At 66.1% G+C, this 12,507-nt stretch carries 13 protein-coding genes and 2 tRNA genes; 13 read left to right on the top strand and 2 right to left on the bottom strand.

Going from position 1 to position 12,507, the window contains the following annotated elements; all coding sequences use genetic code 11:
* The first annotated feature begins 39 nt into the window (after nt 1-39).
* The 6 genes from ARTB_RS15345 (at nt 40) to ARTB_RS15320 (ending at nt 3,791) form a co-directional block, all read left to right on the top strand.
* Nucleotides 40-789 (top strand): sunset domain-containing protein, encoded by a 750-nt coding sequence (locus ARTB_RS15345; RefSeq protein WP_243181315.1) that lies wholly within the window; start codon nt 40-42, stop codon nt 787-789.
* 46 nt (nt 790-835) lie between these two features.
* The gene (locus ARTB_RS15340; RefSeq protein WP_243181314.1) at nt 836-1,978 is read left to right on the top strand and encodes a PQQ-dependent sugar dehydrogenase; all 1,143 of its coding nucleotides are present in this window, start codon (nt 836-838) and stop codon (nt 1,976-1,978) included.
* 116 nt (nt 1,979-2,094) lie between these two features.
* A tRNA-Lys gene (locus tag ARTB_RS15335) sits at nt 2,095-2,170 on the top strand.
* 203 nt (nt 2,171-2,373) lie between these two features.
* On the top strand, nt 2,374-2,919 hold the full coding sequence (locus ARTB_RS15330; protein ID WP_243181313.1) for a hypothetical protein: 546 nt from the start codon (nt 2,374-2,376) through the stop codon (nt 2,917-2,919).
* A gap of 73 nt (nt 2,920-2,992) precedes the next feature.
* Nucleotides 2,993-3,490, top strand: a complete 498-nt coding sequence (locus ARTB_RS15325) for a hypothetical protein (RefSeq protein WP_243181312.1) — start codon at nt 2,993-2,995, stop codon at nt 3,488-3,490.
* Between the two features lie 121 nt (nt 3,491-3,611).
* Entirely contained in the window at nt 3,612-3,791 is a 180-nt protein-coding gene (locus tag ARTB_RS15320) for a hypothetical protein (RefSeq protein ID WP_243181311.1), read from the top strand.
* 990 nt (nt 3,792-4,781) lie between these two features.
* Here ARTB_RS15320 and ARTB_RS15315 read toward each other — a convergent pair.
* A complete protein-coding gene (locus tag ARTB_RS15315; protein WP_028275031.1) occupies nt 4,782-4,970 on the bottom strand; it encodes a hypothetical protein in 189 nt (62 codons plus the stop codon).
* A 289-nt stretch (nt 4,971-5,259) separates the two neighbouring features.
* Here ARTB_RS15315 and ARTB_RS15310 point away from each other — a divergent pair, with 289 nt between their 5' ends.
* Both ARTB_RS15310 and ARTB_RS15305 read left to right on the top strand, forming a co-directional pair.
* A complete protein-coding gene (locus ARTB_RS15310; protein ID WP_243181310.1) occupies nt 5,260-5,889 on the top strand; it encodes a DUF2510 domain-containing protein in 630 nt (209 codons plus the stop codon).
* Between the two features lie 365 nt (nt 5,890-6,254).
* Complete coding sequence (locus tag ARTB_RS15305; protein ID WP_243181309.1) at nt 6,255-6,644, top strand: hypothetical protein; 390 nt, start codon at nt 6,255-6,257, stop codon at nt 6,642-6,644.
* Between the two features lie 89 nt (nt 6,645-6,733).
* Here the strand turns inward: ARTB_RS15305 and ARTB_RS15300 are convergent, their stop codons facing one another.
* Nucleotides 6,734-7,216: a MarR family winged helix-turn-helix transcriptional regulator gene (locus ARTB_RS15300; protein ID WP_043433894.1), complete on the bottom strand. Its 483-nt coding sequence runs from the start codon at nt 7,214-7,216 to the stop codon at nt 6,734-6,736.
* Between the two features lie 109 nt (nt 7,217-7,325).
* Between ARTB_RS15300 and bcp the strand changes: the two genes are divergently transcribed.
* From bcp to ARTB_RS15275, 5 genes are all read left to right on the top strand, one after another.
* Nucleotides 7,326-7,799, top strand: a complete 474-nt coding sequence (gene bcp, locus ARTB_RS15295; protein WP_243181308.1) for a thioredoxin-dependent thiol peroxidase — start codon at nt 7,326-7,328, stop codon at nt 7,797-7,799.
* Nucleotides 7,800-7,914: 115 nt separating this feature from the next.
* Nucleotides 7,915-7,996, top strand: a tRNA-Leu gene (locus ARTB_RS15290).
* A 237-nt stretch (nt 7,997-8,233) separates the two neighbouring features.
* On the top strand, nt 8,234-8,911 hold the full coding sequence (locus tag ARTB_RS15285; RefSeq protein ID WP_243181307.1) for a fasciclin domain-containing protein: 678 nt from the start codon (nt 8,234-8,236) through the stop codon (nt 8,909-8,911).
* A 241-nt stretch (nt 8,912-9,152) separates the two neighbouring features.
* Nucleotides 9,153-10,808 carry an ABC transporter substrate-binding protein gene (locus ARTB_RS15280; RefSeq protein ID WP_439954138.1) on the top strand — a complete coding sequence of 552 codons (1,656 nt, stop codon included), beginning with the start codon at nt 9,153-9,155 and terminating at the stop codon, nt 10,806-10,808.
* A gap of 78 nt (nt 10,809-10,886) precedes the next feature.
* Entirely contained in the window at nt 10,887-12,389 is a 1,503-nt protein-coding gene (locus tag ARTB_RS15275; RefSeq protein WP_243181306.1) for a malate:quinone oxidoreductase, read from the top strand.
* The last annotated feature ends 118 nt before the right edge of the window (nt 12,390-12,507 follow it).

Genomic DNA, 12,507 nt, shown 5'->3' with positions numbered 1-12,507 from the left:
CATACGAGATCGCACTAATGGTCTCGTGGGCTCGGAGAGGTGTATAAGAGCCAGGTTGCCCCCGAGGCGACCGGGCCCGCAGCGGCCACCGCCGCCCCGACCATCAAGCCGGGCGCCGAGGCCGCCCCGGAAGCAACAGGCGCCCCGGGCAATGCCGAGTGGGAGACCCAGTGGTCCGAGACCGCCCCGCCGGCGGAGACACACACCGCCGCGGCCCACGCTGAGCCGGCCCGCGGTGCGCACGCTGTGACGGCCGCCGAGCTTGGCGGTGCTGCGGAGACTGGCGCGGCGGGCCTGCCCGTCCACCACCCGGAATACACTGAGCCCCACGCTCCGACTCTGCCCGGGGCCGAATCGGCAGCCGCGGAACCAGTCGACGACGAGAACACCGTTACCGGCACGGCCACTTCAACCAGCACTGGCGTTGATACCGGCACCGGCACGGCGATGCCCGGACAACCCGACGCCGGGACACAGCCCACGGGTCCCGGCGACACGGAAACGACGCAGATGGCAGCCTCGCCGGCAGGGGCCGGGGCCTCCGCCAGCCAAACGGCCGAGCCCACCGGCCATTTGGCCACTGAGCAGCCCTACGGCGAGGGGTCAGCGGCTCCGGCCGCCGACGGAAGCGGCCCTGAGGGTTTCACAGTCAAGGGCAATGCCTCGTCGATGATCTACCACGACGAGACCAGCCCGGCGTATGAAGAAACCCGGGCTGAGGTGTGGTTTGCCTCCCCGGCCCACGCCGAAGCAGCCGGGTTTCGGCCGCCGCGCCGGACACGGCAGTAGCCGGCGGTCCGGTCGGCCGACCCATCCGTTCTCATCGCGTCCGTTGATGCTCGTCCGCATTACCGGCAGGCGCTTCGGTGGCAGGCGCTTCTTCTTCAGTGCGGTGGCCCGGGCCACCGCGCTGGCCGTTGCCGTGTTTTTCCTGAGTGCCTGTACCGGCGGCTCAACCTCGCCCGTGGTTCAGCCGGGAGACCGCACTGCCACCGGCGCACCGGGCACGGCCGGGGCAGCGGGTGAGCCCACGGTTGCAAGCCGGGTTAATGGGCTGCAACTGCCGTGGTCCACGGTCCATCTACCCGACGGCACCGCGGTCATCTCCGAGCGCGACACAGCACTGCTCAGGACCATCAAAGACGGACAGCTCGGTACGGTCGGCAAGGTGCCCGGCGTCGTGCCCGGCGGCGAAGGCGGCCTCCTGGGCCTTGCCCTTTCGCCCAACTTCGCGTCGGACCGTTACCTCTACGCCTACTTCACCGCGGAGGCGGACAACAGAATCGCCCGCATGCGGCTGGAGGAACGTGGCGGCCGGCTGGAGCTCGGTGCCTTGGAACCGGTTTTCACCGGCATTTCCAAGGCCGGCACGCACAACGGCGGCCGGATCCGCTTTGGGCCCGATGGTTTCCTGTATGTGGGGACGGGCGATTCGCAGCGCCGGGAGCAGCCGCAGGACCGCGCGGCGCTCGGCGGAAAGATCCTCCGACTCACTCCGAATGGCAGGCCGGCACCGGGAAACCCGTTCGGCGATAACCCCGTCTACAGCTTCGGCCACAGGAACGTCCAGGGACTGGCCTGGGACAGCGCGGGCCGGCTGTGGGCCAGCGAATTCGGCCCGGACGTCAACGACGAGCTCAACCTGATCGTGCCGGGCGGCAACTACGGCTGGCCCGAGGTGACGGGCGCCCCGCACCGCCCCGGCTTCCTGGACGCCAAGGTGGTGTGGCCGTCGACGGCGGAGTCTTCCCCCAGCGGACTCGAAATTGCCGGCAGCACCGCCTACCTGGGCGCCCTGCGCGGCCAAAGGCTCTGGGTCGTTCCCCTCAACGGCGAATTCGCCGGAGATCCTGTGAGCTATTTCACAGGAAAGTATGGCCGGGTGCGCAATGTTTCACTCGCTCCTGACGGGCGCCTGTGGCTCCTCAGCAACGGGCAAAACCCTGATTTCGCGCTGATTTTGAACCTCCCCGGCTAACCTGGACCATCCCGCGCCCCTCGATTTCACACGACAGCCAATCTCGTGTAGAGTTTCATGTCGTTGCGGAGAACAACGCGGGAAATAAAAAGCCCCGAGGAACGAAAACAACAGATGCACCTCTAGCTCAACTGGCAGAGCAATTGACTCTTAATCAATGGGTTCCGGGTTCGAGTCCCGGGGGGTGCACCAGCGAGAAACCCCGTCACGCAGGCTTAGCGGCCTGCGGGACGGGGTTTCTTTTTTGTTGGCGAAAAGGAGCCGGCGACGACGCCGTGGCGGGCCGGATCCGGGCTGGTGCGCAGACCAGACTCGCAATCAGGTTGGCGAAGGCCTCCCCGACCGGCGGGGCCGGAATGACTTGCCTTTTAGGGCACTGACCGTAGACTCGGCCCATGTCTGGTCCTGGGGGAACGAAAACAGTCCGCTGCGCTGCGGCATCCGTTGTTGGCCTGCTGCTCGCCGGTAGTTTGGCCTCCTGCGCCTACGAGGACGAGGGCGATCCGCGGCCGACGGCGGCCGGGCAAAGCCACCGCCCGGCGCCCGCCCCCCCGACCAGAGATCCGGGGGTGCTGGGGGTGGAAGCGAGCAACTACGCCGAGCTGCACAAGCGTCTGGCCGAGGCGCCAGGGGCCGCGCTCCTCTCCGACGCCGGTCCGGCGGACGGGCCAGGGGTTGGCTTCACCAAAGCCGCAATGGTGACGGTCGCCGGTCCGCACACAGTCACCGCGGCCTGCGTGGGCATCCCCCATGCCCAGATCTTCCTCTCCCAGAACTCGCTGGGCGGAACAGAGCACACGGTGTTCGAGGTCGATTGCTCGCGAACCCAATCGCAGGTCGTACAACTGCAGAAGGGCTACGTCAGCGCCCAGTTGACCCGCCCGGACCCGACCGGCGCCTGGACCGGGGCGGTCGCCGGAATCAAAGTCACGGCCCAGTGAGGCTGACGAGCCTGGTGCGGACGCCGCTGGACGTGCATTGGACCCAGCCCAACGTGTGGTGGAGGGACTACTGATGCCAACCGTAGATGCTGCCCTCGATCCGTATCGTAACTGGACCGAGCCTCGCGACGGAGTCGGAGTCGGGTCGAACCCATTCCGGCTCGCCAGCAAGGTGGAGTCAGGAGCCTCCCTCGACGAAGTCTCAGGGGCTTGGGCCGCCCACGCACTTTTGCCCGGGCTGGAGGCACTCTGGCTATCAAGTCGCGAGGCGTGGCTGTTCCAAGACATCGACTACGGCCAATGGGGCCTCCACATTCTGGAACCCGCGACGGCGGCAGCGCGCACCGACGCCGAGCGAGCGAGCCGACCGAAAGACTTTGTGCCGAGCGACGCAGTCATCGGCGAGTTCCTTGGCGACACGGACCTCTTGGTACTGGAAGCCAACGGCGGCGTCTTGGTCGCACAGCCCCTGGACCCGCGCAGTGACTGGCCACTGGCGGCGTCGACGCTGTCCGAGTTCCTGACCCTGTATCTCGAAGCTGTGGGCGATAAATACTGGGAGAGCTCCTGACCTCGACCTGAGCGCCCGGAGTGGAAGGGCCTGCGACCGGCCGCTGGCCCATGCGAGCTTCGTCCCCCTGCTCCGGGGAGCAGCCGCTGAAACCCGTGCCCTGCGATCCGAAGGTGTCGACATGCCCGCCTTCGTGATGACCCGCAAGGCGCTTGTCGTCCTCTCCGTCATCGCCGGTGGGCTCTGGATCGTCTTTGCCGTCCTCGCATTCCTGGGTGAGTCCGCCTCCCCGTTGGTTCCGATCGCCTGGACAATTGTGCTTGCCCTCCAGGGCCGCCGCTGGAGATCCTTGCCGCGGTGAATGCCAGGTCAGCTGTGCGGCCGGCAGCGGACCAGGCGCTGAACTTCCAGGAGCTGCGAGTCATCCGCGGTTCCATTCGCTTGCGGCCCTCAGTGGTCGGCATGAGTCAGATCTCCGGATGCTTGGGGTCTTTGGCGGGGAGCGGGGTTCGCTGTCGCTGCCCGGTGCTCATGGCTCATGGCTCATGGCTCATGGCTCATGGCTCATGGCTCATGGCTCATGGCTCATGGCTCACCCTACCCATTCTTGGTCCACAGTGGCGATGGTTTGCTGAGCGCAGACCTTGCCCGGGCTAAGGAGACACGCAAAGGCCAGGATTCCCCGGCTGCCGGCGGTGGAACCCTACGATGGTAGGGATGAACTCCACCCGGAAGGCCTCGTACGCAGCCGCTGTGGCCCTGCTGCTCGCGGTCTCGCCGTTGGTCGTTGCGCTGCCCGCGGCGGCTGCGCCCTGCAAGTCTGCCGGCCTTCTTCCCGTGAAGATCTGCCCCGCCTCACCGACGCCGGTCCCACCGTCCGCTTCCCCGGCGCCCAGTGTGACTCCCCCGGGCAGCACAGCGCCGCCGTCGGACCCCCCGCCGCCCCAACCACCGTCTCAGTCGCCGTCTCAAAGCCAGGTCCCCGGACAGGACGCGGCTCCGCCGACGCCGGGCCCCGCCCCCTCCGTCAGCCAAGGAGCCCCCACCCCACCGGCCACGGGTGCTGTTCCGGTCCCAGCCACGGCGGGAACGTCCGCCCCTCAGTCGCCAGACGCTGGCCAGGGCCCAGAGTCCGCAACGGCGATTCCTTCCGCAGCGGCGGCCGGCAGGGTTGGTCCCGGACCGGACGGGCAAGGCAGTCTTGCCGGCGGATTCCTGCTGGCGCTCAGCGGTCTGCTTATAGGCCTCTCCGCGGCCATTGGCCTCCGCCGGCCCGCCGGGCCATGAAACGGCCGCCGAACCGTCACAGTGAACTGTGTGGCTCAGCGGCCGCCTCATGCACATCGATTTATCAGACTTTCTCGCGGGACCGGTCGCGCACCTTCTCCGGCTCTTCGACCGTGAACTCCTTGCTGCGGCGGGGGAAGGCCCAGAACCTGAATTCCGGCGCCTCCGCCCGGGTCTCCGGGCGATCCTCAGAATCCTTTGCGGCATCCTTCCTGGTATCCCGCCAGGAATCCCTGTTGTACGAATAGCACATCACTGACCTCCTTCGTGGTGATTGCCTATTAATCGTCCTCCCGATCGGCTGGCGCGTCGAGACTTCCGGACTGCCCTTTTGCGCCTGGGCGGCAGGCTGGCCCAAGGGTTCCAGCGGACGGGTCTGCGCCGTCGGCCGGCCTTCCCGCCGGCACGGGCCGCGGTTAGACTCCATCCAATGCACCACTGCGGCCAATGGGGGAATCATGGAGTTGCCCATCCCCCTGTACGCTCTCTCACGGAACAGAAGAAAGCCAACGCGCGCCACGCCACGCAAAGGATGAACAGCCATGACCGTCCCGCCCAACGCCTCCGCCCCTGGCCCTGGCTGGTATCCGGACCCGGCAGGCTCGGGCCGGCTTCAGTGGTGGAACGGTTCGGCCTGGACCGGCCAGTTCAACGCACCGCAGTTCCAGGCGACAGCGCCCCGCCAGCCGGTGGCGCCGCGCAGGCGCATCAGCGACCGAACACCGGTCTACAACGCGTACATCTGGACAATTGTGGCCCTGCCGCTCGTACCGCTCATCCTGCTGATGTTCTGGAACCCTGTGCTCCGGCTGCGCACCGTGGGCCCGCGGCAGATCCAGACAATTGATCCGGCGTCGATTTTCACGGCGCCTTACTTCCTCTTCATAGCAATCAGTTTCGTGGCCTACGGCGTGTCCGCCCTCCTGGCGTACCTGGACTGGGACCGGCTGCGCAAGGACGGCGTTGTCCGGCCCTTCCACTGGGCGTGGGTGTTCCTCAGCAGGGAGGTCTACGTGATTGGCCGCTCCGTGATCGTCCACGAGGTAGCACCGCGGCGGGGGCTCGCCCCGGTGTGGGTCACGATCAGCGTCGTCTTGCTCACGGCGGTGCTCACCGGCCTCAAAATGTCAGCCATCGTCGCCACCCTGGCGAACCAGGCCGTAACGGTGTAGGCAGCGTCAATCCAGGCAGTGGCCAACGTGCCGGGGCTGCTCCGACCGCCAGCATCCCGGCTCCTGAAGCGATCCGTCCGATTGCTGCAGAAACAGGGTCTTTAGTCCCTTTTGAGAGTCAATGCAGGGGCGTTGACTGGAAAGGTGCTCCGGGCAACAGTTCTGGAGCGACCGGTCCTGCAGACCCGGACCGACAACAACGCCGGCCAGAGAGCCCGACGCGACCACCAAAGATGATATTCAGATCTCCCGGTGCCCTCACTGAGGATCGCGTCAGCAGACACGCAAATCATGGGCCCCCGGCAGCATGCCTGTCCGGCCCGCCCCGGGGCCAGGGAAATCGATCTCCGTTAGGACCAAGTTTCATGAACAAGGCTATTCGCATCATTGGAACAACCGCGGTGACCGCCGCACTGGGCCTGGGCGCCAGCGCCCTGCCTGCCAGCGCCGCCGCTACCACTTCGACCGCCTCCGCCAGCTCCTGGAGTCAGTCCTCATTTGTGAACCGGCACCACATGCGGGACAACAACCGGCACGACACGCGCAATGGCTGGTGGGACGGGGAGAACCGGTGGCATGACAACGCCGACGGATGGGGGTGGCGCGACGATCATGGCAATTGGCGGGACGACAACGACCACCGCGGCTCGTGGACGGGCCGGGACGGCTGCCGGCATGACAAGGACGGGTTCTGGGACCATCACGGAAACCGGCACGACAATAGGCACCACAACCACCACAGGAACACCTGGTGACCTCTCACCACTGAAGGCCTCGAGAACGGAACTGATTGGGACGGCGGGAAACCCTGCCGTCCCGTTCCCGTTCCCCCACAGCAGTGTGGCTAATTCAGCGGGGTGGCCCCGGCAATGGCGCCCGGCTCGGCAGCCGTGACGATGGCGTTGGCCTCCGGCGAGGAAGACTTGGTTGCCAGCACCCTGACCACGGCCTGGAGCTCCTGCCGCAGCACGTCGGGGTCAATGGGCGTGGCGGCGAGCACGGAACGTTCCATGTCGGCGGCCGCGGCAACCGCCTCGCGCCCCTGGTCAGTCAGCGACACCACATGGCTGCGCCGGTCGGAGGTGCTGCGGTGCCGCGAAATGTGGCCGTGCGCTTCCAGCCGGCTCAGTGTCTTGCCCATTGTCTGGGCCTGGACCCGGACGAGCTGGGCCAATTGGGCTTGCGTCATCGGCCCATTCGCCGAGAGCACCTCCATGGCGATCACCCCGGCATGGGTCAGGCCAATGGCCCCCAATTTTTCGTTCCAGGAGTGTTCTACAAGACGTGCTGCCGTGGACAATAGGCGGCCCGTGGGCCAGCGATCCATATCAGGCATACCCAAGAGTATAGCCAGCAGCGGATTCGTCCGGCGCCGATCGCGTCACTACGCTGGATTATCACCCCGCTTCATGACCAACCTCACCAAGGAGACACCCGTGTCCGAGCGACTCACCGCCGGTGCCACAGCACCGGATTTCACCCTCAAGAACGCCGAAGGACAGGACGTCAGCCTGCGTGATTTCCGGGGCCGGAAGACCGTGCTCTACTTCTACCCGGCAGCCGCCACGCCGGGATGCACCAAGGAGGCCTGCGATTTCCGGGATTCCCTCGGCGCGCTTCAGGCCGCCGGTTATGACGTCGTGGGCATCTCCCCCGACCCCGTCGGGAAGCTTGCCGCGTTCGCGGCCGCCGAAGGGCTGAACTTCCCGCTGCTCTCTGACGAAGACCACTCCGTCGCCGAGGCCTACGCGGCCTGGGGCGAAAAGAAAAACTACGGCAAGACCTACCAGGGCCTGATCCGCTCGACCATCGTCGTCGACGCCGACGGCCGGGTTGCCGTCGCACAGTACAACGTCCGGGCCACCGGGCATGTCGCCAAACTTCGCCGGGACCTGAACCTCGACGCCTAGTCCCCGGTCTCCGGTCCGTCCGCCCGCGGCAGCCGTTGCAACCAGCAAACCGGCAATAGGTACAATAGAGCCTGGCGCCCGCCTCCGGGGTTCTTCCCCGGGACGACGGCGCCGCGCGCGAGTGGTGAAATTGGCAGACACGCAGGATTTAGGTTCCTGTGCCTTCGGGCGTGGGGGTTCAAGTCCCCCCTTGCGCACAGAGAGAACCCCGGTCTTCGGACCGGGGTTCTTGTGGTTTCCGGCGCTGTTCCGGGATTTTTCAGGAGTTTTGACGCCGCCAAAAAGAATTTCACATCCGCACCCATCCGTTTCCTCCGAGCGACCGAATACCCATTGAGACACCAACCAAGGGTCGGTGCCCAACAGTCGGGAAAAGGCCGCAGCGGCAAAAATTCGCCGCCGGCAAACATCGGCACAACAAAGGAGAAACCGAAATGCAGAACATCAAGCGCACCACGTTCGCCGTTGCAGGTATCGCAGCTGCCGCCATGCTCAGCCTCACTGCCTGTGGCGGATCCAGCGCCTCGTCGGCCCCCGCCTCCTCGGCCCCGTCCTCCGCACCGGCGGAATCCAGCATGGCCTCCCCCTCCACGAGCGCCTCCGCTGCGGCCATGGATCCGGCCGCCAACCTCGTCGGCTCCGGCTGCGCCGCCTACGCCGCCCAGGTTCCCAGCGGTGCCGGCTCCGTCTCCGGCATGGCGCTTGACCCGGTAGCCACCGCGGCGTCCAACAACCCGGTCCTCACCACCCTGACCGCCGCCGTGTCCGGCAAGCTCAACCCCAAAGTCAACCTGGTGGATACGCTCAACGGCAGCGAATTCACCGTCTTCGCCCCGACGGATGACGCCTTCAAGAAGATCGATCCGGCCACGATCGAGGCCCTGAAGACGGACGACGCCACGCTGAGCAAGATCCTGACCTACCACGTTGTCCCCGGCAAGATCACCCCGGACCAGATCGTCGGCACCCACAAGACGGTTGAAGGCGGTTCGGTGACGGTCACCGGCACCAAGGATGCCCTCAAGGTTGACGGCGCCAACGTTGTCTGCGGCGGCGTCCAGACCGCCAACGCCACTGTCTACATGGTCGACTCAGTCCTGATGCCCAAGTAGTCAGCCCTTTTGCACTCCTGCCCGGCTCCAGCCTGACTCCCTGGACCACTAGGAGAAGCGGAGGCCCGCACCACCAGGTGCGGGCCTCCGCTTTTTGCGCTGCCGTGCGCCTTGCGGCGGTGTGCCACAAGAGCTGGCGGACCCGGCCGTCAACTAGACTGGGGCTGGTCCGCAGCCGGCGGGCCATCCAGTTCCCAGAGGTGATTCTCGAGTGCCCAGCAGTACAGTGCCCAGCAGGACAGTGCGGCGGATTGCCGCCAGCATCGGGGCCGCCCTCCTTGTCCTGCCGCTCGCGTCCTGCACGGGCAGCCTCGGCCCGGCACCCAGCTCCCCCACCGCCTCTGCCACCGCCAGCGCGGCACCTACCGCGCTTTTCACCTTCGGCACTGGCTCGGAGCCGCTCGGGCTCGATCCTGCCCTGGTCTCCGACGTCGAGTCCTACCGCGTCACCCGGCAGGTACTGGAAGGCCTCGTGGGCGTAGACCAGACCACCGGCCAGCCCACGCCGCTGCTGGCCACCGAATGGTCCCAGAGCGATGAAGGCCGGACCTACGAGTTCAAGCTGCGCGGGAACGTCAAATTCCAGGACGGAACACCGTTCGATGCCGCCGCGGTCTGCACCAACTTCAACCGCTGGTTCAACTTCTCACCGGCCCTCCGCGAACAGGCCACCGGTACCACCTTCAAGGGCGTCTTCAAGGCCCATTCGGACCAGGCGCCGCTGTCCATATACAAGAACTGCACCGCCGTCGCGCCGGACAATGTGCGGATCGGCCTCACCCAGCCCTTCACGGGTTTTCTCCAGGCCCTCACCCTGCCGGCCTTCGCGATCTCTTCGCCCAAGGCCCTCGCCGCGGAGAACGCTGACGTCCTGAACCAGAGCCGGGGCGGGCAGCCGGTATCCGCTTACGGCCTCCACCCGGTAGGCACAGGACCGTACGTTTTCGGCTCCTGGGATTCGGGCAGCGTCACCCTGGCCAGCAACAAGGACTACTGGGGGGACAAGGGGCAGATCGGCACCATCAAGTTCGTGACCTACGATCACCCGCAGACCCGGATGCAGGCGCTCCTGGACGGCAAGATCGACGCCTACGACGCCGTCACCGTGGGAAACTTTGACCAACTGGTCAAGAGCGGAAAGCAGATCATCCAGCGGGACCCGTTCTCCGTGATGTACCTGGGCATGAACCAGCAAGTCCCCATCCTGCAGAACCTCAAGGTCCGCCAGGCGATCGAAATGGCGCTGGACAAGGACACGCTGATCCGCCGGTTCTTCATCGACAACACGGCCCAGGCATCCCAGTTCGTTCCACCCAAGCTCAGCGGCTTCAACAACAACGCCGCGGCGCTCGGCTACAACCCGGGCAAGGCCAAGGAACTCCTGGCCGAGGCCGGCTACAAGGGCGAGGAGCTGAGGTTCTACTATCCGCTCAACGTCACCCGGCCCTACCTGCCGACGCCGGAAAAGGTGTACGCCGAAATCAGCCGTCAACTGACCGCCGTCGGGCTCAATGTCAAGCCCGTACCGGTGGACTGGGCTGACGGCTACCTGCAGAAGGTCACGTCCCCGGGCGACCACGCCCTGCACCTGCTCGGCTGGAACGGCTCGTATTCGGACCCCGACAATTTCGTGGGCCCGCTCTTCGGCGAGAACACCGGCGAATTCGGTTACCAGGATCCCCAGGTCTTCTCCAAGATCGCCCGGGCCCGGGGCCTGCCGGACGGCAAGGACCGCACCGAGGAGTACCAGACCATCAACGGGCAGATCGCGGCAACGGTGCCCGCGGTTCCCATTGCCTTCCCGATCTCGGCCCTGGCGCTCTCGGACCGGGTGCTGAAGTACCCGGCGTCGCCGGTACTGAATGAAGTTTTCACAAAGGTCGAGCTAAGGCCTTGACGCCCGGGGCCAATTTCAGTTAGTGGGCGGTGCGGGATATTCTGTGACAGCCAGAGCCGCTGCTATCGGAGACTGATTGTGACTTTCATTTCCAAGACCCAACACGCCGACGTCGTCCTGATTGGCGGCGGCATCATGAGCGCCACGCTCGGCGCCTTCATCAAGCAGCTTGAGCCGAACTGGACCATCTCGCTCTTTGAGCGTCTGGACGAGCCCGGACTGGAAAGCTCCGACCCGTGGAACAACGCCGGCACCGGACACGCTGCCCTGTGTGAGCTTAATTACTCCCCCGCAGCCAAAGACGGCTCGGTGGACCCCGGCAAGGCCCTGAACATCAACGAGCAGTTCCAGCTGTCCCGCCAGTTCTGGTCCCACCTCGTCTCGAACTCGCTGATCGGCTCCCCCAAGGGGTTCATCAACACCGTTCCGCACATGAGCTTCGTGATCGGCGAGGACCACACCAAGTTCCTCCGCACCCGCTACGAGGCACTCAAGCCGAACCCGCTGTTCCGTTCGATGGAGTATTCCGAGGACCACGCGCAGATCGCCAAGTGGGCCCCGCTTATCGTCAAGGGCCGCGACCCCAAGCAGCGCGTCGCGGCAACCCGTGCCGCCGAGGGCACCGACGTCGACTTCGGCGCCCTGACCCGCGAGCTGACCACATACCTGGGCAACAACGGCGTGGAGATCAACTACGGCCACAACGTCAGCGACATCAAGCGCGCGTCCGGCGGCGGCTGGGACCTGTCGCTGAAGCACGCCAGGAGCGGCGAGCACGGCTCCATCCACGCTAAGTTCGTGTTTGTCGGCGCCGGCGGCGGGGCCCTGCACCTGCTGCAGGCCTCCGGCATCCCGGAAGGCAAGGGGTTTGGCGGTTTCCCGGTCTCCGGCCAGTTCTTCCGCTGCACCGACGAGAGCATCGCTGCCCGGCACAGCGCGAAGGTCTACGGCCAGGCGTCTGTCGGCGCTCCGCCCATGTCCGTGCCGCACCTGGACACCCGCTACGTCAACGGCAAGCGCTCCCTGCTGTTCGGTCCATACGCCGGCTTCTCTACGAACTTCCTCAAGAGCGGCTCCTACCTGGACCTGCCGCTGTCCATCCGCCCCTCCAACATCATCCCGATGCTGGCCGTGGCCAAGGACAACATGGACCTCACCGCCTACCTGATCAAGGAAGTCGCCAAGCGTCACGGCGACAAGGTCGAGGCCCTGCGGGAGTACTACCCCGAGGCCAAGGACGGCGACTGGGAGCTCATCACCGCCGGCCAGCGGGTCCAGATCATCAAGAAGGACCCGAAGAAGGGCGGCGTGCTGCAGTTCGGCACCGAGGTCATCGCCGGACGCGACGGCACCATCGGCGCCCTGCTTGGCGCATCCCCGGGCGCGTCCACCGCCGTGCCGATCATGATCGAGCTGCTCCAGAAGTCCTTCCCGAAGAACTTCAAGGGCTGGCAGTCCAAGCTCAAGGACATGATGCCCGGCTACGGCGTCAAGCTCAACGACAACCCTGAGCTCGCCGCCAAGCTGGAGGCCGAGACGGCCAAGACGCTGCAACTCGAACAGGTCACCGCCAGCAACTAAGCCGGCGCCCGGCCGCGGCTGGTTTACACTGCTGGTTTGGGACCGCTGCAACCCGTGACGTCCCCGTTTTTTGATGTCCCGTTGTGCAGGACGCCCCCGACCCACCAGGAGACCATGA

The sequence above is a fragment of the Arthrobacter humicola genome (genome assembly GCF_022803015.1).
GTDB lineage: Bacteria > Actinomycetota > Actinomycetes > Actinomycetales > Micrococcaceae > Arthrobacter > Arthrobacter humicola_A.
Note: the sequence above shows the minus strand (reverse complement) of the source record. Positions and strands in the feature narration are given on the sequence as shown.